The organism is Anaerotignum sp. MB30-C6 (assembly GCF_030908465.1).
Lineage (GTDB): Bacteria > Bacillota > Clostridia > Lachnospirales > Anaerotignaceae > Chakrabartyella.
Genome location: NZ_CP133078.1, coordinates 881,834 through 906,781 on the forward strand (window position 1 = coordinate 881,834; position 24,948 = coordinate 906,781).

Genomic DNA, 24,948 nt, shown 5'->3' on the forward strand with positions numbered 1-24,948 from the left:
CTTTTACATTTTTACAAATGTGAGGTGGCAGCATTTAAAACATCAAAGAAAAAATCTAACGAAGTTAGCAGACGATGCTAACAAAAACCGTAGTATCGCTACTACGAAACATTCCAAAGAACAAGCTATAGATTTTGACTTGATGAAAAGAGGGTCAAAGCAATAAGGAAGTTTTTTCATTACTTCGTAATGAAAACCGATTTTTGTTTTGATTTCGCACTGCTCTTACATTTCTACGAAATGTTAGGTCGCAGTACTCAGAGCATCAATACAAAAATCTAACGAACTGGTCAAGCAAGAAAGAGCACAAGGAGAATGCCTTGGCACTAGGAGCCGATGAAAGACGTGATAAGCTGCGATAAGCTTCGGGGAGGCGCAAATAGCCATCGATCCGGAGATTTCTGAATGGGGAAACCTACTTGAGCAAACCTCAAGTATCCGTAGGTGAATACATAGCCTGCGGAAGGGAACGCTGTGAACTGAAACATCTAAGTAGCAGCAGGAGGAGAAAGAAAACTCGATTTCCTTAGTAGCGGCGAGCGAACGGGAAACAGGCCAAACCGAAGGACCTAGTTCTTCGGGGTTGCGGACTGTATAAGGCATTGGCAAGAGATAGTCGAAGTGTTTTGGGAAAGCACACCAAAGAAGGTGAAAGTCCAGTAGACGAAATTTCGAGCCAGCTGACAGTATCCAGAGTACCACGGGACACGAGAAACCCTGTGGGAAGCCGGGGGGACCACCCCCCAAGCCTAAATACTCCCTAGTGACCGATAGTGAAGTAGTACTGTGAAGGAAAGGTGAAAAGAACCCCGGGAGGGGAGTGAAAGAGAACCTGAAACCTTGTGCTTACAAACAGTCAGAGGGCTTTGTGCCTGATGGCGTACTTTTTGTAGAACGGTCCGGCGAGTTACTAATGCCAGCGAGGTTAAGTGGTTAGAAGCCACGGAGCCGAAGGGAAACCAAGTCTGAATAGGGCGTATAGTTAGTATTAGTAGACCCGAAACCGGGTGACCTATCCATGTCCAGGTTGAAGGAGCCGTAAAAGGCTTTGGAGGACCGAACACACATCTGTTGAAAAAGGTGGTGATGAGGTGTGGATAGCGGAGAAATTCCAATCGAACTCGGAGATAGCTGGTTCTCCTCGAAATAGCTTTAGGGCTAGCCTCGAGAGGAGTCTAACGGAGGTAAAGCACTGAACTGACGCGGGGCCCAAAAAGGTTACCAACTCATATCAAACTAAGAATGCCGTAGAGATACCCTCGGGAGTCAGTCTATGTGAGATAAGTCGCATGGACAAAAGGGAAAGAGCCCAGACCGACAGCTAAGGTCCCAAAGTACGTGTTAAGTGGAAAAGGATGTGGGATTTCATAGACAACTAGGATGTTGGCTTAGAAGCAGCCACTCATTTAAAGAGTGCGTAACAGCTCACTAGTCGAGAAAACCTGCGCCGAAAATGTAACGGGGCTAAAACACGTCACCGAAGCTACGGATTGACAACTTAAGTGTTGTCAGTGGTAGAGGAGCATCCTGCAAGGATGAAGCCAAAGCGAGAGCAATGGTGGACGAAACAGGAGAGAGAATGCCGGAATGAGTAGCGAGATATATGTGAGAAACATATAGGCCGAATATCTAAGGTTTCCTGAGTAAAGCTAATCTTCTCAGGGTTAGTCGGGGCCTAAGGCGAGGACGAAAGTCGTAGTCGATGGACAACAGGTTGATATTCCTGTACTACGTATAATCAGAACTGTGGGGACGCAGGAGGATAGGGAAACCGGGGAATGGAAAAACCCGGTCAAGCATAAAGCCAAGGGAGATAGGCAAATCCGTCTCTTGATGGTGAAATGTGATGAGGACTGAACAAAAGTAGGGAAGTTTCCGAATCCACACTGCCGAGAAAAGCCGCTATTGTATTATACGTACCCGTACCGTAAACCGACACAGGTAGATGAGGAGAAAATCCACAGGCCGACGGGAGAAGTGTTGTTAAGGAACTCGGCAAAATGACCCCGTAACTTAGGGATAAGGGGAGCCACGCAAGTGGCCGCAGAAAAGAGGCTCAAGCGACTGTTTAGCAAAAACATAGGTCTATGCGAAACCGTAAGGTGATGTATATGGGCTGACACCTGCCCGGTGCTGGAAGGTTAAAAGGAGAGGTTAGCGTAAGCGAAGCTTTGAATTCAAGCCCCAGTAAACGGCGGCCGTAACTATAACGGTCCTAAGGTAGCGAAATTCCTTGTCAGGTAAGTTCTGACCCGCACGAAAGGTGTAACGATTTGAGCACTGTCTCGACAACACGCCCGGTGAAATTGAAGAACCAGTGAAGATACTGGTTACCCGCAACAGGACGGAAAGACCCCATGGAGCTTTACTGCAGCCTGATACTGGGATTCGATGATATATGTACAGGATAGGAGGGAGGCTATGAAGCCAGGACGCTAGTCTTGGTGGAGCCGCCGGTGGGATACCTCTCTTATGTCATTGAATTTCTAACTAATGCCCGTGATCCGGGTATAGGACAATGTCAGGCGGGCAGTTTGACTGGGGCGGTCGCCTCCTAAAAGGTAACGGAGGCGCTCGAAGGTCACCTCAGAATGATTGGAAACCATTCAAAGAGTGTAAAGGCAAAAGGTGGCTTGACTGCGACAGCGACGGCTGGAGCAGGTACGAAAGTAGGACTTAGTGATCCGGTGGTAATAAGTGGGAATGCCATCGCTCAACGGATAAAAGCTACCCTGGGGATAACAGGCTTATCTCCCCCAAGAGTTCACATCGACGGGGAGGTTTGGCACCTCGATGTCGGCTCATCGCATCCTGGGGCTGTAGTCGGTCCCAAGGGTTGGGCTGTTCGCCCATTAAAGCGGTACGCGAGCTGGGTTCAGAACGTCGTGAGACAGTTCGGTCCCTATCCGTTGTGGGCGCTGGAAATTTGAGAGGAGCTGTCCTTAGTACGAGAGGACCGGGATGGACGTACCTCTGGTGTACCGGTTGCAGACCAACTGCACAGCCGGGTAGCTATGTATGGAACGGATAAACGCTGAAGGCATCTAAGCGTGAAGCCGCCCTCAAGATAAGATTTCCCATTCTTCGGAAGTAAGGTCCCTTGAAGATAACGAGGTAGATAGGTTGGAGGTGTAAGCACGGCAACGTGTTCAGCTGACCAATACTAATAGACCGAGGGCTTGACCAATAAATCGATTGATGATATAATGGCGAGGTGATTTCTTTTCCTGTTGGAAAAGACCACTAATATCCTTTGCACAAATAACCTCTTTACACCTTTGGTGTTGGGTCGGTAGTTGATAAATGCAAAGGAAGGCGCTAATGTTCTTGTGTTCAGTTTTGAAGGTGTATGTAAGTACATCTGATAAGGCGAAGGGGAAAAGCGGAAGCAACCCCAAGCATAGCCTTGATATTTCTGGTGATGATGCGCTCAGGGGACACACCCGTTCCCATTCCGAACACGTCGGTTAAGACCTGAGCGGTCGATGATACTTGGTGGGAAGCTGCCTGGGAAAGTAGATGGTTGCCAGAATCCATTATTTGATAGACCTGCATAAATCATGCAGGTCTATTTTTCTATAACGAAGCGTATAAGTTCTTTTTCCTGGAAAGGCTATGCCCATATACATGTGGATTAAAGGATTTAGCAATTCTTATAGCTTAATTTTGTTATTGTAAAACGGTTAAATTTGAGCATAGATATATTTAAAAGGCTTATATATATAAAGGTACTCTTGAGTTGGATTTAATTTTCCACCTTTTTTTTATTTTACAGTCTTTGTGCGGAGCTGTTTGTATGGATGCTACGGTATTTAATGTATTATTATGAGGAAGGCTAATAATATAGAAAATGATCCTGTAGGCAGAGTAGGAGCTAGTGGATTCTGTTAAGACAAGGGAGGATTTCCCTTATTCATAGAAGTTTTTAAAAAAATAGTGTATACTTTAGGAAACTACTTTATTCTAAGATGATTAAAAGTAGGATTATATTTCTAATAATGAATTACTTTATAATAAGCTAGTTAGCGTTAAAATAAGGAGAGAACATGGACGGACAAAATAGATCTGATATTAAAATTGGGGCAAAGGTAAAAGTTGTATTGAAAGCTGATCAAAAAACTGGAAGACTTACAGAGGGAACAGTGGAAAGAATACTAACGAATAGTAGTTTTCACCCTCATGGTATCAAGGTAATGTTAGCGGATGGACAAGTGGGGAGGGTTCAGGAGATTAACTAGTGTAAGGTAGTATGGTAAACTCTGCTGCTCTCAATATTAATATATGAGAATGAGAAAAATTAGGTGCAATTGGTGAACTAAAGACGGCACACATTGAAATATTTAGCTTTAGATATTATAGGACTCCTTTTTACAAACAAAGGGTGTTTTTCCTGTAGTCTCGATTTATTTTTTTCCTCGGTGATAATTTTATGGTGTTAGGTAAGTAACTTTGTATGGGACATAGCTTTTGTGATATACTTCACGGATAGAAGGAAACAAAGACAGAGTGCTTATTTAAAAAGTTATTCAATGAAACTAGTTGGGGAATAGATTGCACAGAGAAGGAGGATATAATGCCACTGATACTTTTAATTATTTGTATTAACATCGTGTATGTATCAATTAATACGCTACGAACAATTCTGGTTATTAAAGGCCAACGCCTTTTAGCTTCGATTATGTCTGTATTCGAAGTTGGGGTATATCTATGCGGGCTAACGATTGTATTGGACAATCTGAATAGCCCAATTAACATTATCGCTTACTGTATTGGTTATGGCATAGGGGTTTACGTTGGTAGTTTAATTGAACAGTATCTTGCCCTTGGATATGTGCAAGTACAAATTATTGTAGATTCTGTTGTCCATGATCTTCCAGAGTTCTTGCGTAAAAAGGGTTTTGGTGTGACGTCATGGACTGCAGAAGGGAGGAACGGTCTACGACTTGTCCTTCAGGTGTTGGCTAAAAGAAGCAATGAAAAAGAACTGATTAAGCTGGTAAATGAAATCGCACCCAATGCTTTTGTTATCTCATACGAACCAAAACATTTTATTGGTGGATTTTGGACAAAAAATATCCGGAAACTTTAGTGTATGATTTTATGTGAATAATAATTATCTTTCTTTCTCATATATTATAACTCCTTTGCTACAGGCGTATTCAACCGATCCATTATTCCTACTTAGAAATACATTATACGGATAATCAAGACGCAAATTGGTTTGATATGAAGGAGGTTTTTACATGTATATTTATGAATATGAACGCATCATTAATGATCTTTCGGGATACAACTTGTTTGGTGGAACAAAATACAACAATGACGCATATAAACAGGTTATCAGTGAAAGAGCCAAGAATGGTTGGCGATATGTTGGGTTTATTCCTGCTGTGCAACGAGGCACAGGGCATATTGAGGAGATGGACTTGGTTTTTGAAAAGAATATATAAAACAAAATAACTACTATGAGCATGAGATAAGGAAAGCTTAAGCTTAGAACTAATGAATCCAAGGGATTCTATTGTGAAAAGCTAATTCTTAAGTAAATGCGGGCATGGTCAAATGAAAATAGAGCAAAAAAACGTAAAAGACGAAATTTGTGAGGTGTACCAATGAGTGAATTAAATTATTTTGCAAGCGATAGTCCTTTAGAAGAAAAACCGAATCCATATGTGAAGCTGCTTTCTGTGAATCAAGCTTTAGAAATGGGAATAGAAGTGGATTTACACTTGCAAGATAATTTTGATCAAGATAAACCTGATGTTGTTTTATTCTGTTCTGATGAGACAAAATTTGTATACCCCAACATTTTTCCCATTGACAAAGACGAATATTATGATGATATTGGAACGACAAAGGAATTTTGTGCTGTGCTTGAATGGGACTACTCAGATGATACTGTCGACCATGTGCTCGAATACATTCATTCCCACTTAAAAAAAGCAGCTGAACTGGAATTATGGAGTAAATGGTTGGGGCAGGGGAAAGTACCAAAGGGCATGAAAAAAGCCCAATGCACAATAAGTGATCTGACTGTTGATAGATTGATAGAATTTTATACCACTCAATTAGACTTTCAGTGTTTGACCGTCCGAGGGTGAAGGAACGGTTTTAATGTACTCTGCATTATAAAAAAATATAGAGCATTTTATTAATTTACATATTTTTATTTAGAGGTAGAACAGATTTTACCCAATAAAAGTATACCCAAATAGATTGAGAATACTTAAAAAATGATGGTGGCTTTCAAGAAGCTACCATTTTTCTTAACTGCTCCTAATTCGATAACTCTCAATGAACAAACACTTGGGATGTAAAGTAAACGTACAATTTCTGAAATTTTCCAAAGAACTTTAGTCATAGTTTGTGGTTGTAGGCTGAAACAATGATAATCGAAGGTAGAAGAAACGACTTCAGTAGCAAGGCAAGGCAGTCTTTTTGTAGTAGACTAAATTCTTTCACACTATATTTTATAATTCTGTTAAGCTTGCCAACCTCTTTACATCTTCGGAAATGAGTTGTGAAGTCTTAATCCTATGAATGAAAGGTGAAACGATGTAGCTGGTGTTCGTTTATATATCCTTTTTTTAATAGTTCATATTTTTTAAGGAAATTATATAAATGAGGGAAATATACTTAAATTACAAAACAGAAAGTTGTTTTAATACTTAGATTGTTTAATATGTACGTTTTATGTGTCAAAAAGCAACAAGAAATTCGAATTTTTCTGCTATAATTATCTGTGGAAATACTTTACTGTACATGATATAATTTTGACATTAATTACCATAGTACTACGGAAACGGAATTTGGTAGGGGAATACTCAACATTTTTAATTCTAAAAGTTGTTTTTTAAATTAGGAGGGGTGTATATCGTGAAACGAATCACTAAAAACAAGAAAAAAGCATTCTCTATAGTTTTAGCTACTTCTATGGCAATTTCTCCAGTAAATATTTTTGCAGCTTCCAACGATATTCATGGTCATTGGGCAGAAAAAACAATTACCGAATGGCAAGAAAAGGGCTTAATTAGCGGTTATCAAGATGGTACGTTTAAGCCCAATAAACCTGCTACAAGGGCTGAATTTGCCCGTATTCTAAACCAGGCTTTAGGGTTAAGAGAAAAAGGAAATGTTGCTTTTTCTGACGTTTCAGTGAGTGATTGGTTTTATAATGATGTATCTGTTGCGCTGGGAGAGAAATATACAGCTGGTTTCCCTGATGGAACATTTAAACCAAACGATACAATAACCAGAGCCCAGGCAGCCGTATTTATAGCAAAGGCAGTAGAGGTGACAGGGGGTTCTGTTGGGATATTTACGGATTCTTATGATATTCCTGGATGGGCAAAGGATTCTATTGGCGCAATTGTTGCAAAAGGGTACATGAGTGGTTATCCCGATGGAACTTTTAAGCCAAATACTGTTTTAACCAGGGCTGAGGCAGTTTCTACACTAAATAGAATTATGGGAACAGTTGATGGTGAAGAAATAATAACTACAGAAAAAGACGTTATCATTGAAAAAGATGATACAAAATTGGAAAATCGGACCATTGAAGGGGATGTAATAATTTCTGAGAAAGTAAAGGATGGCAAGGTTTACTTTGACAATGTTGCGATTAGAGGCAACTTGATAATTCAAGGTGGCGGAGATGACTCCATCTACTTAGAGGATACTGTTGTTGATGGAAAGATGATTGTGGAAAAGAAAGATGTTCGCCTTCGACTTTCAGGAAAAACAATGCTTCCTAAAGTGGAAATGAAAAAAGTTTGTATTTTGAGTGGAAGTAGCTTTTCCGGTAAAGTTAATACAATTAGTATCACAGAGGCAATTTCTGATAAAATAACCATTGGAGTTGCAGCTGACAGATTGTATATAGAAGAAAAAGCAAACCTTTTCATTACGAAAGACATTGAAAATGTAATTATTGAAAAGAACGGAGCTGGAACAAAAGTAGAGGTGGATAAAGATGCAAAGGTATCCATTCTTACTGCAGATGGAAAAGTGGCGCTGAGTGGAAGCGGTAAAATTTCTAAATTGGAAGCAAATGTAGATAACATTACATATACTTCAGATCTTATAATTTCCAAAACCGAAACAGCGAAGGGTGTTGATGCACCCACCAAAGTAGCGCCGAGTAGTGGCGGTTCTTCTTCCAATAGTTCTTCTAAAAAAAGAATGGCAAGCGTTAAAACGGCTGCTGAATTTGAAGCTGCCGTTGCAAATAATGATATTTCTAGCATTAATGTTATAGGTGACATTGACGGTACTATTAACGCAACTCGCAGCGGAAGCAGAGACCTGAGCATTAATTTTGGTACATACAGCTTGGGTAATGTTTCTATAACTGCCCCAGAGGCAACAGCAATTACTTTAAATGACAGTGGTGTGGCTGCGGCAGGTGCATCTATGGAACGCCTTACCATTCATGCACCAAAGGCTCATGTTGAAAATAGCGTAGAAGTCATTGTTGAAGTGGTTATAAAAGCTGTATCCAGCAGTACTTTTAAAGTAAAGGACACAGTACCTTCTGTTATCATGGAAGGGCATGGAAGGTTGGAAGTGGTTCCTACACTAGGTGATAAACCTGAAGTTGTAATTAGAACAACACAAAGTGTTCAATTGGCAGGTAGTATCCATTACGTATTCGTAGATATAGTAGGTGCAAATGTTGTAGTGGCAGGAAGCGCTACAGTTGAGCAAGTAGTTGTACCCCAAACATCAACAGGTGCGACAATAACTGCAGCTAGTCATGGTGAGATTACTCAGCTTCAAACTGGCTCTAATGTGATTATTGCTGGTGGTGGAACGATTTCAGAGGTGCAGGTTACAACTGACCAAAATGTAACAATTACAGCACCAAACGCTAATATCGCAAGTATAACTAACATTGGCACTGGCACGGTAACGGTAACGCCTCCCATTCCAGTTAAAAAGAAGGCAAAACCACCTACAAACTTATTAGGCGTAGCACCAAAAACATCTACAAGTAACGATGGTAAGATTACTGGTGTATCATCAAACATGGAATACAGGCTTTCTACCCAAACAACTTATACCAATATTACGGGTACAGAAATCACTGACCTGGCATCTGGTATTTATTTTGTAAGGGTAAAAGCAGTGGGAGAAGTTTTAGCAAGTGATGACGTAAAGGTTATTGTACCCACAGTTGTTGCGGCCGTTACCAATATCAGATATGAATTAACAGAAAATGACACCATGATTGAAGTGTTGTTTAATGAGCCTTCTGACATTACTGGCATTGAAGCATTTATGGTAGAGTTTTCAAAAGATGGCGGAAACACATGGGAGAACCCGTATGAAAACCCAGTAAGATCTGACATCTACTGTGACGTTGCACATTTGACTAGGAGTTTGGATGCAACGACTATATACACGCATGTTAAGGTAACTAGTATAGCGAAACAGGGCTATAGTGATTCTGAGGTAATTCAAGCAATACCGTATACCTTTACAGTTGAGGGTATCGCACCAGCGTTTACCGTAGAAAAAGAAGCACATGGCGTATATAGTATCATCCTGGCTGATCAGCCTGCACTAGACGCTATTTATGTTTTAGACATAACAAAGGATGGTTCTACACCAGATGGATATCCGTTAGGATACGCTATACATTCTTCTTTATTTACAGACAGAGTACATACCATAGATTCTTCACAGGATGCGGATGGTGTTATCGTAGATGGTTCTGCCTTTGTATTAAGAATGATTAAACCATATTCAACAACGGGGTTAACTGTAACAAATAAATCGGATAAAGTTTGTAGTACAAGTACAGCAGACCAATCAATGGCAACTGTGGCAGCTTCTACTGTCGAACCAACAGAGAATATACAGTTCACATTAAATATCACCGGTGCTAAGGGAGTAGACGGCGTAAATTTAACAGGAGATATTAACGTAAAGGTAACAAGCGGTGATACTACAGAAGGAACATGGGGGGTAGTACATGATACTACAATATCGTTTACAGACGGTGTAGCAACAGTACCTGTGACATTAATCAAAACAGGTGCTCAGGTATTAACAGTAGAAATTACGGGTGTAACAGCTTCAAAGACTGTGAATGTAGTAGTTCAGGCAGCGACAGTACCCACAGTACCAGAAGTAAAGGTTTCAGATTTGGCATTTACAGACACAGATACTGATGCAAATCAGATTGGCGGGACAGTAACTTGGACAACTCCAGATGAAACCAATGTTAAGCAGTATATGATTTATGCATCAGCAGACGGAACTACAAAAGGTGCAAGCCTGGGCGAAGTTTCAATAAGAACAACTCAGTTTCCAATTCCTGAAAATACAGCTTATGTATCATATATCATTATAGTAGCAAACAATGCAACAGGCGAAGCTGAAGCTGCAAATTACGCAACTGTTGCAGTAACAGATGTAAAAACTACAACTATAGAAGCTGCAACTGTATTGAGTGCAAAAACAGTAAGTGCGACAGAAATTGAACTGACAATGAGCACAGCATTAACTGGTACAACTGCTGATTCTAGGGCATTCAAGGTAATTGGAGCTGCAGCAAATCCAACTGTTAGTGCAGTGAATATATCTGGAACAACAGTAACGTTAACATTGAATAGTGCAATCGCAAGTGGTGAAACAATTACATTAAGCTATACAAAAACTGGTACAGGTGATTTAACCAATGGTACATTGGTAGAAAATTTTACAGATCAGGTTGTAGAAAACAAAGTAATTTAATATCTAAACTTAAGGCAATTAAAAAAAGCCCTCGTGAATTTGCGGGGGCTTTTCTCCTTTTAATGAATACCTAAAAATGATATAATTTTTATAGGAGTTATAGGATAATAACCAGTAAGAACTTATTTTGTATATTTTTTCAAATATGTTAATTCTTCAATTCTTTTGATGGATTCTTTCCTTCCTTCTTCGTTCAGGAGCGAAAAAAATTCATGAATCTTAACCAATTCCTTTGAGTAGTTTAATTCACTTAAGCTATTCATATACTCCATATCTAAATCTTTTTGCATTTGATCTGTGCTTCTTTCCTTTGAAGTATCATAGCCCATAAGCCATGCTTCATTGACACCAAGAGCCTTTGCGATTTTGTAGATATTTCGCTGTTTGGGTTCGTATTGCCCTGAAATATAAGAGCTTATAGAGGACTTGCCGATTCCTGTAAGTTCAACAAGGTCAGACTGTTTCATTTCTTTCATTGCTAAACCTTCTTTTATTCTATCAGCTATGGTTTTCATTTTACACCTCGTTTTTATTATTACAAATAGCATATCATTTTTGTTCGGAAAACACAACTAATATAAGAGAAAATTAAACGAATAGTTCGGAAACAAGAATATTTGCCTTGACAATGAGAGATTTGTATGTTACTGTTTGTTCAGAAATGTGAACTATTGAGTTGACAGTGATTATTAAAATGACAATGGATTAAGGGCCAGGATAAAAGAAAAGTATTTAGCCTGAAGTAGCTTTGTTTCGGAATTAGAAGTGATAGAAATGTGAAGGAGGCTAATCAATAGTATTTTTTCCTAAAAATTTCCCCTTGCGTAGCGAATCTTGCACTATAGAGGTCGGTCGAAGTATTTTTTTTGCCGCAGAGGTTCAGAAAGATGAACAAAGGAGAATGAGTTGATAACAGGAAAGTCAGAGAGAAAAAGATGCAGAAACCTCAGTGAAGAAAAAAGTCCCTAAAGTGGGTTTACACCAAAATAAGGCACAAACAAATTTGAGACTGAATAATAGAAATAGGCGGATGTTTACGGCGGATGCTTCTAGTGAAATTGAAACAAGACGTCGAGCAAAAAGGGGAAAGTAGCCTATCCTAATTCAAAAGGGATCTAAGGCATGCTAAGAGATGATGCTGTTTCTTTATTGTAAACAATAATCAAAAAAAGAGTGGAGCGATATGAAATTACGGTAAGGATGGGCAGGAAGAAAGAAAAAATGGGAAGTATAGAAAGTTGCAATTACTTTTAATAAAGTCTGAATAGCAAGGGATATTTGTTTGGTTGGCAGAATTGTGAGGCAGAGGATGTAAAAGGAGCGATGACATTGGGGAAAGAGAGAGATTTAAAACTAGAGAGTTACGATATTTCCGAGAACCGCTATCGAGAATTAAAATATTTTTGCAAGCAGTATCGGGAGAAGCAATCGCTATTGGGAGCCGTTACAGAACTTTCTTCGCCCAGATTTGAATGCACAGGTACAGGGAATAAAATAGTGGATAGGACGGCAGATACAGCCCTCAAACGGGTTCAGCTGCAAAGGGATATAGAAATGATTGAGCAGGCCGCGATGGAAGCGGACAAAGAAATCAAGCAGTACATCATCAGCAACGTTGTGGATGGAATTGCATATGAGTATTTGCAAGTACCGACAGGGAGAAGGAAATTTTATGAGTCACGAAAAATATTTTTTACAATACTATCGGCAAAAAAGGGTAACTAAGGGGACGTACTTTGGTGATAGTATGGCATTGTAAATATTTGTAAGCACCTACCGTGGGCATTGGCACAAGCTGGTGCCTTTTTTGTGGGGAAAAATAAAACTACAAGCAGGCCAGGTGTTCCAATATTTTGTCTTTGAGTACAGACGCAAAAGAGACTCATTTTAAATGTATAAAACCTGTGAGAAGGGGGGAGTGGTCAAAAGGAAAAATAATACCATACAGTGTGGCGGAACAAGAAGGGGGGAATGAAGTTTTTGCACAGTAGTCTAATACAGTGGATGGTTCGCCTTTCTAGGAAAAATGGATTTATGTTTAAGGGCAGGTGGGCGAATGGCTAGTTTGGTAAAAGTTGGATATTTAGAACTAGCACAACTGCGGGATAGGTTGGAAAAACTGCAGCAAAGGGATCTAGTCAAATTTCAAGAGAGCTTAGTTACGGAGTTGGCAGAAAGACTATTAAAAAAAGCAGCAAAACGGACACCTACGGGTCTTCGAGAAAGTTGGACATTGGGAAGTGTTCATTATGCCAATGGCTATTACGAAGTGGAGGTGTATAACAATGGGGAGAATGCCTCGAATGTAGAATTCGGGTATCGTAGAGAGGACAACAGGGAAAGCGTACCTGGGTGTTTTATGCTACGTATTTCGGAAAAAGAATTGGAGCAGGATGCCGACAAGATTGTAGAAGGAAAGTTGATGAAACTTTTGAGAGGGGCGTTCCATGATTAATAATTTGATTACAGGGATTACTCAGGCAATCCGTAGGGAATTCCCTGAACCGTACTTTGGAATTTATACCGAGAAAACAGACCAGTTAATGCAAAAGCCATGTTTCTTTATTCTCTGTGTAAATTTAAGCCATAAGGCAAAGTTGGGAAACAGATTTATTTTCAAGTCCTCCTTTGATGTACAGTATTTTTCAGAGGTTGGCAACAACGAATGTTGGGAAGTGGCTGAAAAGCTAAGGGGACTTTTAGAGGAAATAGGAGTAGATGGGCATTTGGTCCAAGGAAGCAGTATTAACTACAGGGTGGAAAGTGGCATGCTGCATTTTTTAATTGACTACAACGTACCCATGGTGCATGGCAACAATGCAGTTGAATTTATGGAAAGGGTGAAGGTCTTTGGAAAAACCAGCAAGACAGGAAAATAAAAAGATGGAAGTTCAATTTTCAAAGGAAGCAATATTGCGTAGTCAAAAGTACAGGAATTACAGGGATTTACTATCCGTCGTATTGGAAAAAAGCAAGGCTTATACATATACGGAGATTGATAGCGTCATTGAAAAATTTCAGAAAGGTAAGGTGAGATAAATGGCATTAGGTGGTGGTACTTTTTTAGTTCAAAATAAAACTCTCCCAGGGGCATATATTAACTTCATTTCGGCGTCGAGGGCTTCTGCGACTCTCTCAGACAGGGGGTATGCGGCAATGGCCTTAGAATTGGACTGGGGTGCTGATGGTGAAATTTTCACCATTGAGAATGGGGAGTTCCAGAAGGATTCGTTGAAATTTTTTGGTTACGATTATACACATGAAAAGCTTAAGGGGCTGCGTGATTTATTTCGCAACGCTAAAACCTTATATGCATATCGTTTGAACAGCGGCAACAAGGCAACGAACCTATTTGCTACAGCACGTTATAGCGGTGTTCGTGGTAACGATATCAAGATTATGATCTCTGCAAATGTGGATGAACCTACAAAATTTGATGTGACTACTTTACTAGAACACAAAAAAGTTGATTTTCAGACAGTTTCACAAGCTTTAGAGTTGTTAGACAATGATTTTGTTATATTTAAAAAGGATGCAACGTTGGCAGAAACAGCGGCAACACCTTTGACGGGAGGCACAAACGGCGCAGCCACAGGGGTTGCATACCAGGAATTTTTGGACAAGGTGGAGGCTTATAGCTTTAATACTTTGGGCTGCCTTTCTAAGGAGGATGCCATCAAAGGCTTATTCGTGGCGTTTACCAAACGTTTGAGGGATGAGATGGGTATTAAATTTCAAACTGTTATTTACAACAAGGCGGCAGATTATGAAGGCGTGATTAATCTGAAAAACAAGGTGACAGATGCAAATGCGGAAGAAGCCAGCCTTGTTTATTGGCTAACGGGGGCTTCGGCAGGTTGCCAGGTGAATAAATCCTTGGCAAACAAACAGTATGACGGGGAATTTGTGGTGGATACAGCCTACAAGCAAAGTCAGTATACCACAGCATTGAATGGGGGCGAGTTTGTTTTCCATAAAGTTGGGGATGAAGTAAGAGTATTAGACGATATTAACAGCTTTGTATCCGTTACTGTGGATAAAAATGAGGATTTCCAAAGCAATCAAGTAGTTAGGATTCTTGACCAGATCGGTAACGATATTGCGGTGCTTTTCAACACTCGTTATATGGGAAAGGTGCAAAATAATGAGTCGGGGAGGATTGCTTTTTGGAGCGACTTGGTTTCTTACAACAAACAGATGGAGCAGATCCAAGCAATTGAAAACTTTGTTTCTGATGAATTGATTGTGGAAAAAGGCAATGATAAAAAATCCGTGGTTGTCGTGAACCCTGTGACCCCTGTTTGTGCCATGGCCAAGTTGTATATGACTGTTGTTGTAGAATAAGAGAGGAGGCAGAATATGAGTAATATTACAATGCTTAGCAAAGATGCCATTTCTGCTAAGAAGGCAGAGTGTTTCATTACCATCGAGGGAAACCGTTATAACTTTATGAGTGCAATCTCTGTTGAGGCTAAAATGGAGAAAACGAAGGCGGAAGTTCCCATTTTGGGAAGGATGAACAAGGGACACAAGGCTGTAGGGGCAAATGGAACAGGTAGCGCTACCTTCCACTACAACACATCAATCTTTCGAGAATTGATGAAGCGATACCAGAACACAGGGGAAGATATTTACTTTGATATGCAGATTTCCAATGAAGACCCCACTGCAGACGTAGGTCGACAGACAATCATTCTTCGGGATTGCAATATTGACAGCATGGTGATTGCCAAATTTGATGCCGACGGCGAGTATTTGGATGAAGAAATGGAATTCACTTACGAAAGCTTTGAAATGCCAGAAACATTTCACATGCTGAGGGGAATGTAAAAAAGAGGAGGAATTATAGATGAATTTATCAGCATTTTTGAATCCAATGAAAGAAGAAACTTGCAAGGTGGTAGCTAGCAAGCGTTTTATTGGTGAGGATGGAAAACCTGTAGAGTGGGAACTCAGAACCATTACGGCGGATGAGGATGAGGCAATCCGCAAGTCCTGTACCAAAAGAGTACCTGTTTCCGGAAGGAAAGGGCAGTTTACACAGGAAACGGATTTAAACAAATACTTAGGTTTATTGGGCGTTGCTTGCACGGTTTATCCGAATTTGAATGATGTAGAACTGCAAAATGGCTATGGTGTGATGGGCGCCGATCACTTGTTGAAGACCATGCTTCATGCAGGTGAGTACACCCAATATGTATCTAAAGTGCAGGAGTTAAACGGATATGATTCCTCCATGGATGAATTAGTAGAAGAAGCAAAAAACTAATTGATGGGGGTGATGGGGAAAGTAATTATGCCCATTATTGTTTGCATCAGTTACACCTGTTGCCCTCACAGTTTTTGAGACTACCAAGAGAAGAAAAAGCCTTTCTCATTGCTTCCATACAGCTAAAAGCAGAAAGAGAAAAGAAAGAAACCAAGAAGACCAAGAAAAAGTAGAGGTTTATTTGGGCTGATTAGTTTGGGACTTGTTTAATCAAATTTATCAGAATAAGCTCATCATTGTGGTGCTTTTCTTATACGTATTCGTATAAAGATAAAAAGTGGGTGGAGATATTAAAACGTAAATAAATATTCACGGCTAGCTTTTCGGTCATGGTGTAGGTGAAAATAGGGAAGATAGGGAAAATATTGAAAAAAATGTAAATGATGGTAGGAAAAATTTAGAATATAATGTATAATACCCTTAAATATAAATTTTAGGGGGCGATGTATTTTGAAGGCAAAGTTTTTAAAATTCAGTTTAATTTGTATGGTTGCAGTTGGATTAATGGGGTGTGGCTCGCAAAATAATGGTGGGGATGAAGCTTCAACAAATAATACTGCATCATCTGAAGCACAGGAGGAAGTTACATTTGATACCTTTGTACAAGCTTTGAAGCAAGCAGGGGGAGACTTGGAAATGTATGAAGATGACAAACCTTATTTCCAACTGATTGGTGCAGATGATGGCTGGATGCTCGATTATAATGATAAGGTTGCAAAGGTGTATTTATATGAAGATGAAAAGGCGTATAAAGAGGCTTTAAAAAGCAATGATTTTATGAAAGACTTTATCAAAAGGGATAAACTTACACTGGAAACAAGCAGTGATGAGGTAAAAGAAATATTTAATTCCATGGATCCGGCTAAACTAGCTGAATCAATTGAAGAAGATAAAAAGAAACAAGACGCCATATATAAAGTAGGAGAAACAGCCGTATTGGATAACTGGGAAATTACTTTAAATACTACTAGCTTTGAACAGTCGGTAGAGGATTCTTTCTTTTCTTCCAGTGCTGATGAAGGCAATAAATTTTTAGTTTTGAATTTAAGCGTTAAAAATAATGGTACAACAGCTGAACATTTTACTTATTTAATAGATGGTGTTAACGTTAAGGCATATTACAACGAGAAATACGAGTATAATTCAGTTTTAACAAGTATTGACGGAGATTTAAGCTCAAGTTCAGTAGAACCTTTAGCTAGTTCGGAGGGGTTTGTAGTGATTGAAATGCCCGACAGCGTTGTAGAGGCTCCCGAAAGCATTGTTGTAGAAATGAAGCAAAATATGGAAAAGATTTCCTGGGGAATCAGATGATTTTAACTATGAAAGCATTCAGTATACTTACGCTGGGTGCTTTTATATTGTTTGAAAGAAGGTGAGAAAATGGGAACGATTAAAACGTCAATTCAAATGTTTGATGGTATGACACCAGGGCTTAAAAAAATGACAAGGGCATTAGACATTGCAATTGCCCAGTTTGAGGCATTGGACAGAGCTTCTACAAATTGTATTGATACACGCTCTTTGCAGGTAGCAAGAAAAGAGTTGAATTTGACAAAGGTAGCTTTTCAACAAGTAGAAGCTTCCATCAGAGAAGCAGGTGAGCAGCAGAAAAAATTTAGCAAGAATATTACCAGTGGGCCAAGTCTTTCAGGAGAAATGAAAGGCATGTTTAAAAACCAGCAACGGGTAAAAAAGAATCAAGATACCAGCAGTGGGGAAGGTCCTTTTGACAGAATGAAGGGCACGTTTGGAAATGTAGAAGCAGCTTCGGGGATTCGAAAAACGAATTTGAACTTAGGTACAGGGGTGGAATTTCCTGAACAAAATCAAGCACAGGCGAAGCCGGATAAAGTCGGCGCTGCTGTTGAAACATTAAGCAGTGTGATACCTCAAGGCTACACTTCTCCCGACGAGTTGAAAAATTCCATGTTTGCCGCTGCGGATGAAATAGATACCAAATTCAGCGGACTTTCTCAAGTATTGGGGTCTGTTTGGTCAAGCGCAACGGGGGAACAAACGGAAGCTATAAAGGTTTCTGACCTTTTGGCCAACAGCTGGAGCAGCTTCGCTCCCCTTATTATGGGTGCGGCAACTGCTATGAATTTGTATAACCTAGCCATGGATGCGGGAAGGGTAGCACAGGTGTTACAATCCGCCGCTACCGTGATTGGTACGGCATTCAACGGGTCATGGACCACTTCCGTGTTTACACAAACGGCTGCCCAACAAGGTCTTAACGCTGCAATTTTAACCTGCCCAATCACATGGATTATTTTAGGTATCATTGCTTTGATTGCCATTTTATATGCGGTAGTTGCGGCAATTAACAAATTCACAGGGTCGAGCATTTCAGCCACTGGCATCATAGCAGGGGTTTTTGGTGTGTTGGGAGCAAGCATTTATAATGGCTTTGCCTTTGTTTGGAATTTTGTTGCGGCATTTGTAAATTTTTTTGGAAATGTGTTCCAAAACCCTATCGCCGCGATACAAGTTTTGTTCTATGATTTAGCCATCAATGTTATTGGCTATATTCGAAATATTGCAGAAGGGATAGAAGCCGTTTTAAACAAGATTCCTGGTATAGAATTGGATATTACAAGCAATTTAGACGGTCTTTTAAGCGAAATACAGAAAAAATCCCAAGATGTTAAAGACAAGGCAGGTTTCGAGGATGTAATGCAAAAACTTGACTACAAGAGTTATAGCGGTGCATTTGCTAATAACTATGACAAGGGGAAAGGGCTTTTCGGTGGAGGTGGCGTTGGCAATGATGGTATGGATGAGCTTTTGCAAAACACTGCCAATACTGCAGGAAACACAGGTGTCATGGTGGACAGTATGGAGATTTCACAAGAGGATTTGAGATATCTTCGTGATATTTCTGAACGAGATGCCATCAACCGTTTTACCACAGCACAGGTCAATGTAGACTTTAAAAATGAAGCTAAGATTAGCTCTGACCTTGATATTGACGGAGTGATGAACAAATTCACCGACGTTTTACGAGAGGCCATCTATACCCAAGCGGAGGAGGTGCATGTGCTTGTATAAAGTTTCTTTAGGGGAGATAACCCTTCCTGTTGCGCCAAGTAAAATTACTATGAAGGTAAAGAATAACAACAAGACTATGGAATTAATTGATGGAAGAGAAATTAACTTTCTAAGAACTCCAGGGCTTAAGGAGTTTAGTTTTGAGTTTCTTATTCCTCATATAAGGTATCCCTTTGCAGAGTATCCTGATGGGTTTATGACTGCACAGCAGTATATTGAAGCACTTGAATTGATGAAAATGAAAAAAGAGCCTTTTACGTTTCAAGTTCAAAGAATACTGCCAAGTGGAAAAGAATTACTTAAGACCAGTGAAAGAGTATCTTTGGAGGATTATACCATTACCGAAGATACAGGCAATGGTTTGGATTTTATGGCAAGTGTGACGCTAAAACAGTACAAAGAGCATAAATCGGTAAATACCCCAATGGTGCAAGTCACGCAAGACGCAGTGATCGTGAAAGAAGAAAAGCAGCGGGACAGCAAGAAGGACACACCCTCTACTTATACCGTAAAAAAAGGGGACAGTCTTTGGAAAATCTGTAAATCACAGTTGGGGGATGGTGCGAAATATAAGGAAATTGCCGAATTAAACGGTATTTCCAATCCCAATCTAATTTATCCGGGGCAGGTGATAAAGCTTGGTACAACTTAAAATCATAAACGGTGAGAGGGAATACACACCTGTTGTCGTTGGGGATATAAAATGGTCAACGGAACGAGCGGGAGCACCTGGGATTTTAACCTTTGATGTGGTTAAAGATGAAAATCTTAATTTCCAAGAGGGGAACTTAGTCCAGCTATTTATGGGTGAAGTTCCTATTTTTTATGGTTATGTATTTCAAAAGAAGAGAAACAAGGGCAAAATCATCTCCGTAACCGCTTATGATCAGTTGCGATACCTGAAAAATAAGGACAGTTTTATCTTTGAGGGGCTTACTGCTACCCAATTTATTACAACGGTGGCGGATATCTTCTCATTGAAGGTGGGGGAGATTACAGATACGGAGTATGTCATTGAAAAAGGATTGTTAAATGACAAAACCTTATTTGATATGTTCCAAGAATTGCTTGACACTACCCTTATGAATACGAAAAAACTTTTTGTATTATATGATGACTTTGGCAAGCTGACCCTAAAAAATATCGAAGACATGAAGCTGGACATCATGCTGAATCAAGAAACTGCAGAGGATTTTGACTATTCAACTAGCATTGATGGAGAAACCTATAATCAGATTAAGCTTGCCTATGATGACAAAGAAGCTGGTTATCAAAAGGGTTTTGAGGAAAAAGATGAGGGAAATATAGAAAAATGGGGGGTATTACAATATTACGAAAAGATAAATTCCAACGTTGGCATAGAAAAAAGAGCCAAAACCCTTTTGGAGCTTTACAACCATAAAACAAGGACGTTAAGTATTAAAAATGCTTTTGGTTCCCCAAAGGTACGGGCTGGGTGTAGTGTTGCGGTATCTTTACATTTAGGGGATATCAATGTGAATCATTACTTTGTTTGCGAGAAGGTCACCCATACTTTTCAAGGGGATATGCATTTGATGGATCTTACATTGAGAGGAAGTGATTTCATTGTCTGATTTGGCACAATTAATAAAGCAGGCGGCAAAGGATCAAATGGAATCATCTAAGCCTATGGATATTTTGATGGGGGAAGTGGTTTCTGCGGCTCCGTTGAAAATTAAGTTGGATGGGAAAATCACCTTGACGGAGTCATTTTTGATTTTAACAAAGGCAGTTGTGGATTATTCAGTGGGTATGACGGTCAACCACAGTACCGAAAGCCATACTCACAGCCATAGTTACATAGATGACAATTCCACCAGAACCACAGATCCCCATACCCATAACCACGCTTATGTGGGGAGAAAAACCTTTATAATTCACAACAAACTGAAGGTTGGAGATCATGTTATTTTATTACGGGCAAAAGGTGGGCAGAAATTTGTTGTACTTGATATAGTAGGAGGTGGGACATTATGACACCGAAAGTAAATGAAGATTTGGCGAATATTTTTAAACGGTTGGCTATACCTTCAAAAACCTATTGGTTAAACAGGGATACCAATGAAATTTTCGGGTATTGTGACGGGGTAGAAGCGGTGAAGCAGGCGGTGTATAAGGTACTCCTAACAGAGCGGTACGACTGGGTGATTTATTCATGGAACTATGGAGCAGAACTAAAGGGAGTATTTGGGAGACAAATGACTTATGTTTATCCAGAAGTAAAAAGAAGGATTGAAGAAGCTTTATTACAAGACGATCGGATTAAAAAAGTACGGGATTTTTCCTTTGAAAAAAGAAGAAATACCCTTCTTGTGACCTTTATTGTTGAGTCCACAGAGGGAGTTTTTGAAAGCCAGGTGAATGTAAATGTATGAAAATAAGACTTTTGAAACCATATTAAACACGATGTTGGATCGGGTACCCCCAGACATAGATAAGAGAGAGGGGAGTATTATTTATGATGCCCTTGCTCCTGCTGCGTCAGAGCTTTGCCAGATGTATATCGACCTTGACACAGTGCTAAACGAAACCTTTGCAGACACTGCCAGCAGGGAATACCTTATTCGGAGGGCAAAAGAAAGAGGGATAACACCTTATGAAGCCACAAAAGCAATTGGAAAGGCTGTGTTTAATCTTTCTGTTCCTATTGGCGGCCGTTTCAATTTGAACCAATTTAACTATAGTGTGGAAGAGGTGATATCTCCTCAAGATTTTAGCTATAAGGTCATTTGCGAAACAGAAGGAAGCCAAGCGAACCATAACCTTGGTACGCTGATTCCCATTGATTTTATCAAAGGATTGACCAAGGCAGAATTGGTTGAGGTTTTGACTCCAGGGGAGGACGCAGAGAGTACGGAGGGTTTGCGAAAGCGATATTTGAACAGCTTTGATAAGCAAGCCTTTGGTGGAAATCGAGCGGATTATTTGGAAAAAATCAATGCCATATCTGGTGTGGGCGGCTGCAAAATATATCGTGCTTGGAATGGGGGCGGTACGGTGAAATGTGTGGTGATTGATTCAGAGTATCGAAAGCCAACCCAGAGTCTAATTGGAGATGTTCAGACTGCTGTTGATCCTACTCAAAATGCGGGGGAAGGCTTAGGAATTGCACCCATTGACCATGTTGTTACCATTGATGGTGTAGGGGAAACGAAAATTGATATTTCTACAACCATTACCTACGAAAGTGGATGGAGTTTTGCCGAGTGCCAGCCCTATATACAAGAAATTCTGGACAGTTACTTTTTAGAATTAAGCAGGGTGTGGGCAGAAAGCAATAACATCGTGGTACGAATTTCCCAAATTGAGTCTAGGCTTTTGGATATGAATGGAATTCTGGACATTGAAAATACAACCATTAATCTGGAGCAAAAGAATTTGATGTTACAAGAGGATTGTATTCCCATAAGGGGTGATTTCCATGGCTGAGATACAAAGTTATTTTCCCGACTTAATGAAGGAAGTGAAGGAATTTCAGAGGCTTGCAGAGGCTGAGAATCCCGAGCTTCTTTTTTTATGGAGTGAATTGGGACAGGTTTTGGATAATCAATTCATTGACAGGGCAACAAAAACAGGTGTGGCCAGACGAGAGAGGATGTTAAGAATTACACCGAAGGCGACGGACACACTGGAGGAGCGGAAGTTTCGGTTATTGGCACGGTACAATGAAAATTTGCCTTATACGTTGCGGACGCTACATAGTCAGCTTTCCATCCTATGTGGGGAAAAGGGGTATCGGCTGGAAATCAATTATGGTGCCTTTACCCTAAAATCAAAGCTAGAGTTGACCAACAAAAAGAATGTGGAAGCCGTGGGGGAAATGCTGGAGAGGATTGTGCCCATGAACATGCTGTTGACGGTGGAGTTGATGTACAACCAACACCAATTATTACGGCAGTTTACCCATGAGGCTATGAAGGCATATAACCACGTTGGATTAAGAGAGGAGGCATTGGGAAATGGCTGAGTTTACAGGGAATTTTAAATTGGAAAAGCCTGCACAGAATGAGTTTTATAATGTGGAGGTGCAGAATCAAAATATGGATAAGATTGATGCAGCTTTGGCGGAAGCGGGAAATGATCCGCAGTTGGAAGTGGATGTGGCGGAAATTAAGGCAAGGATTGGAACTACTGTGGATACTGGGGGCAGTGAAACTGGAGGAACGATATTTGCTAAGCTGAATAAAGTTATACATGATACTTGGGGGATGGTTACAAGTATCGGGAAGACCGATGATACGGGGGCAACAGAAACTACAGGGACGGTCATGGGAAAGCTGAATAAACTGGTGCACATGGATTTAAATGTCACTGCTAAAATTGTCTGCAAGGGGCTTATCGGTACCAAGTTTACCATTTCGCACAATGACAAATATTTAGATCCATTTGTGATTGAAATTACAGTAAGTAATTCAGTGCAGGTTGAGGGGAATATTTACGCTGTGATTACCCCTGTTCCAATAGGCAATTATAACGTTGTTGTAGAGCTTTCAGGCAAAACAAAAAATTCTACGGTCAATGTATCCACAGTAGGAGAATTCTTCATGATACCATATTCGTTTTATACGCCGATTCAAAATTTCACAACAAATGGAACCTTGACCATACCTGAAGGTGTATCGAAGATATTTATAACGGCGATTGGCGGTGGTGGTTACGGCGGCCGTGGAGCAGAAAAACGAGATGAAATTTTGGGGGGACCGGGTGGCGGCGGCGGAGATAAAGGTGAGCTTGTTATAAAAAAGGAGTATGCTGTCACACCTGGTTCAACCCATGCAATTACAATAGGTACCGGGGGATATATTCCTTCGGCAAAGGACGGCAAGCCAACTATAATGGGCACATTGCTCACGCTCTCAGGTGGACTCGGAGGGACAGATGCTACAAGCAGAACAAATGGAACCGGCCATGGGAGTGCAGGTAATGGCGGTGGCGGCTCTTATGGTGATTCAGGGAAGGCTGCCACAGATGTAAATGGTGGTGCCGGTGGTGCAAAAGGCGTTAAGGAGCCTGTAAGCGGTACACAGTATAACGGTGGCGGTGGTGGTGGCGGCGGCGGTGGCGGCATAGATTTTGATGGAGAACAATCAAGTGCCGCAAAAGGTGGAGATGGGGGTCAAGGTGGCAAAAATACCGGGGGATATGCTTCATCCGGAGAAAATGGAAGTGGCTATGGCTCCGGTGGTGGCGGTGGCGGCGGAATGGGAAGTTCTGCGTCATCATTACTTGGCGGATATGGTGGAAGTGGAAAAAATGGTATAGTTATCATTTACACAGGTATAAATATTGTAGGCTAGGGGGGAAAGGCTATGAATTATGCTATGGTTTTAAAAAATAGAGTAATAGACGTTTTGCTTGATCAAGAAAAGGAGCCATACTATCCACCTGATCCCGAAGGGAATAACGTCTTAGCGATTCCCTGTGTAGATACTATAGCAATAGGTATGCTGTATGATCCTGAAACAGGAGAATTTATGGAGGATGTGAGCTTACAGCCCCAGCCTGAGCCAAGAAGCATGGAACTTCTCATGCAAGCACAGGCAGATGCTGAATTACGGGACTTTGCAATCCAGCAGGGGCAGGAAATGTTGGCACAGCAAATGGCGGATATTGAATTAGCAATGTTAGGAGGTAATGTGATATGAGTACAGCAACAAAAAGCCCTATGTTTGATTCATTAAAAGCGAGGTATGAGAAGAACTTTGTAAGAAAAGACCAGCTTCAACAGTATGTTGAGTTTAATAAAATTACCGCAGCAGAATACAAGGAAATCACAGGCGAAGATTTAACGGTATAACAAATACTTAAACTAGTGAAAAGCTCGGAGCATATCCGGGCTTTTTTGTTGTATTAAAGGGGTGAAA

Annotated in this window: 24 protein-coding genes and 2 rRNA genes; 25 read left to right on the top strand and 1 reads right to left on the bottom strand. The window is 40.4% G+C overall.

What is annotated here, in order from left to right; translation table 11 throughout:
- The first annotated feature begins 288 nt into the window (after window positions 1-288).
- From RBQ60_RS04600 to RBQ60_RS04630, 7 genes are all read left to right on the top strand, one after another.
- Window positions 289-3,187 (top strand): 23S ribosomal RNA (locus tag RBQ60_RS04600).
- Between the two features lie 227 nt (window positions 3,188-3,414).
- Window positions 3,415-3,532, top strand: a 5S ribosomal RNA gene (gene rrf / locus RBQ60_RS04605).
- A 514-nt stretch (window positions 3,533-4,046) separates the two neighbouring features.
- Window positions 4,047-4,238 (top strand): YwbE family protein, encoded by a 192-nt coding sequence (locus tag RBQ60_RS04610; RefSeq protein WP_307885394.1) that lies wholly within the window; start codon window positions 4,047-4,049, stop codon window positions 4,236-4,238.
- Window positions 4,239-4,573: 335 nt separating this feature from the next.
- On the top strand, window positions 4,574-5,089 hold the full coding sequence (locus tag RBQ60_RS04615) for a DUF2179 domain-containing protein (protein ID WP_307885395.1): 516 nt from the start codon (window positions 4,574-4,576) through the stop codon (window positions 5,087-5,089).
- Between the two features lie 154 nt (window positions 5,090-5,243).
- Entirely contained in the window at window positions 5,244-5,450 is a 207-nt protein-coding gene (locus tag RBQ60_RS04620; RefSeq protein ID WP_307885396.1) for a DUF4177 domain-containing protein, read from the top strand.
- A 162-nt stretch (window positions 5,451-5,612) separates the two neighbouring features.
- Window positions 5,613-6,101 carry a hypothetical protein gene (locus RBQ60_RS04625; RefSeq protein WP_307885397.1) on the top strand — a complete coding sequence of 163 codons (489 nt, stop codon included), beginning with the start codon at window positions 5,613-5,615 and terminating at the stop codon, window positions 6,099-6,101.
- A gap of 775 nt (window positions 6,102-6,876) precedes the next feature.
- Window positions 6,877-10,740: an S-layer homology domain-containing protein gene (locus RBQ60_RS04630; RefSeq protein WP_307885398.1), complete on the top strand. Its 3,864-nt coding sequence runs from the start codon at window positions 6,877-6,879 to the stop codon at window positions 10,738-10,740.
- Between the two features lie 122 nt (window positions 10,741-10,862).
- On the opposite strand, the gene RBQ60_RS04635 is transcribed toward RBQ60_RS04630, so the two are convergent.
- Complete coding sequence (locus RBQ60_RS04635) at window positions 10,863-11,255, bottom strand: helix-turn-helix domain-containing protein (protein WP_307885399.1); 393 nt, start codon at window positions 11,253-11,255, stop codon at window positions 10,863-10,865.
- 814 nt (window positions 11,256-12,069) lie between these two features.
- Here RBQ60_RS04635 and RBQ60_RS04640 point away from each other — a divergent pair.
- The 18 genes from RBQ60_RS04640 (at window position 12,070) to RBQ60_RS04725 (ending at window position 24,881) form a co-directional block, all read left to right on the top strand.
- Window positions 12,070-12,465: a hypothetical protein gene (locus RBQ60_RS04640; RefSeq protein ID WP_307885400.1), complete on the top strand. Its 396-nt coding sequence runs from the start codon at window positions 12,070-12,072 to the stop codon at window positions 12,463-12,465.
- A gap of 331 nt (window positions 12,466-12,796) precedes the next feature.
- Entirely contained in the window at window positions 12,797-13,195 is a 399-nt protein-coding gene (locus tag RBQ60_RS04645) for an HK97 gp10 family phage protein (RefSeq protein WP_307885401.1), read from the top strand.
- Window positions 13,188-13,619, top strand: coding sequence for a phage tail terminator family protein (locus RBQ60_RS04650; protein ID WP_307885402.1), 432 nt, complete (start codon window positions 13,188-13,190; stop codon window positions 13,617-13,619). Before RBQ60_RS04645 ends, RBQ60_RS04650 begins: the two co-directional genes overlap by 8 nt.
- A complete protein-coding gene (locus RBQ60_RS04655; RefSeq protein WP_307885403.1) occupies window positions 13,591-13,779 on the top strand; it encodes a hypothetical protein in 189 nt (62 codons plus the stop codon). The genes RBQ60_RS04650 and RBQ60_RS04655 overlap by 29 nt, the downstream gene beginning before the upstream one ends.
- Window positions 13,780-15,084 carry a phage tail sheath family protein gene (locus tag RBQ60_RS04660; protein WP_307885404.1) on the top strand — a complete coding sequence of 435 codons (1,305 nt, stop codon included), beginning with the start codon at window positions 13,780-13,782 and terminating at the stop codon, window positions 15,082-15,084.
- A 15-nt stretch (window positions 15,085-15,099) separates the two neighbouring features.
- Complete coding sequence (locus tag RBQ60_RS04665) at window positions 15,100-15,570, top strand: phage tail tube protein (protein WP_307885405.1); 471 nt, start codon at window positions 15,100-15,102, stop codon at window positions 15,568-15,570.
- 19 nt (window positions 15,571-15,589) lie between these two features.
- The gene (locus RBQ60_RS04670; RefSeq protein WP_307885406.1) at window positions 15,590-16,009 is read left to right on the top strand and encodes a phage tail assembly chaperone; all 420 of its coding nucleotides are present in this window, start codon (window positions 15,590-15,592) and stop codon (window positions 16,007-16,009) included.
- 450 nt (window positions 16,010-16,459) lie between these two features.
- Window positions 16,460-17,323 carry a DUF4352 domain-containing protein gene (locus RBQ60_RS04675; protein WP_307885407.1) on the top strand — a complete coding sequence of 288 codons (864 nt, stop codon included), beginning with the start codon at window positions 16,460-16,462 and terminating at the stop codon, window positions 17,321-17,323.
- 69 nt (window positions 17,324-17,392) lie between these two features.
- Window positions 17,393-19,063, top strand: a complete 1,671-nt coding sequence (locus tag RBQ60_RS04680) for a hypothetical protein (protein WP_307885408.1) — start codon at window positions 17,393-17,395, stop codon at window positions 19,061-19,063.
- A complete protein-coding gene (locus RBQ60_RS04685) occupies window positions 19,056-19,715 on the top strand; it encodes a LysM peptidoglycan-binding domain-containing protein (protein ID WP_307885409.1) in 660 nt (219 codons plus the stop codon). Before RBQ60_RS04680 ends, RBQ60_RS04685 begins: the two co-directional genes overlap by 8 nt.
- Complete coding sequence (locus tag RBQ60_RS04690) at window positions 19,702-20,658, top strand: XkdQ/YqbQ family protein (RefSeq protein ID WP_307885410.1); 957 nt, start codon at window positions 19,702-19,704, stop codon at window positions 20,656-20,658. Before RBQ60_RS04685 ends, RBQ60_RS04690 begins: the two co-directional genes overlap by 14 nt.
- Entirely contained in the window at window positions 20,651-21,061 is a 411-nt protein-coding gene (locus tag RBQ60_RS04695; RefSeq protein ID WP_307885411.1) for a DUF2577 domain-containing protein, read from the top strand. Before RBQ60_RS04690 ends, RBQ60_RS04695 begins: the two co-directional genes overlap by 8 nt.
- Complete coding sequence (locus RBQ60_RS04700; protein WP_307885412.1) at window positions 21,058-21,459, top strand: DUF2634 domain-containing protein; 402 nt, start codon at window positions 21,058-21,060, stop codon at window positions 21,457-21,459. Before RBQ60_RS04695 ends, RBQ60_RS04700 begins: the two co-directional genes overlap by 4 nt.
- Window positions 21,452-22,513 (top strand): baseplate J/gp47 family protein, encoded by a 1,062-nt coding sequence (locus RBQ60_RS04705; protein ID WP_307885413.1) that lies wholly within the window; start codon window positions 21,452-21,454, stop codon window positions 22,511-22,513. The genes RBQ60_RS04700 and RBQ60_RS04705 overlap by 8 nt, the downstream gene beginning before the upstream one ends.
- Complete coding sequence (locus tag RBQ60_RS04710) at window positions 22,506-23,051, top strand: putative phage tail protein (protein ID WP_307885414.1); 546 nt, start codon at window positions 22,506-22,508, stop codon at window positions 23,049-23,051. Before RBQ60_RS04705 ends, RBQ60_RS04710 begins: the two co-directional genes overlap by 8 nt.
- Complete coding sequence (locus RBQ60_RS04715) at window positions 23,044-24,381, top strand: glycine-rich domain-containing protein (RefSeq protein ID WP_307885415.1); 1,338 nt, start codon at window positions 23,044-23,046, stop codon at window positions 24,379-24,381. The genes RBQ60_RS04710 and RBQ60_RS04715 overlap by 8 nt, the downstream gene beginning before the upstream one ends.
- Before the next feature lie 12 nt (window positions 24,382-24,393).
- Entirely contained in the window at window positions 24,394-24,729 is a 336-nt protein-coding gene (locus RBQ60_RS04720; RefSeq protein WP_307885416.1) for a hypothetical protein, read from the top strand.
- Entirely contained in the window at window positions 24,726-24,881 is a 156-nt protein-coding gene (locus RBQ60_RS04725) for an XkdX family protein (protein ID WP_307885417.1), read from the top strand. The genes RBQ60_RS04720 and RBQ60_RS04725 overlap by 4 nt, the downstream gene beginning before the upstream one ends.
- Window positions 24,882-24,948: the final 67 nt, after the last annotated feature.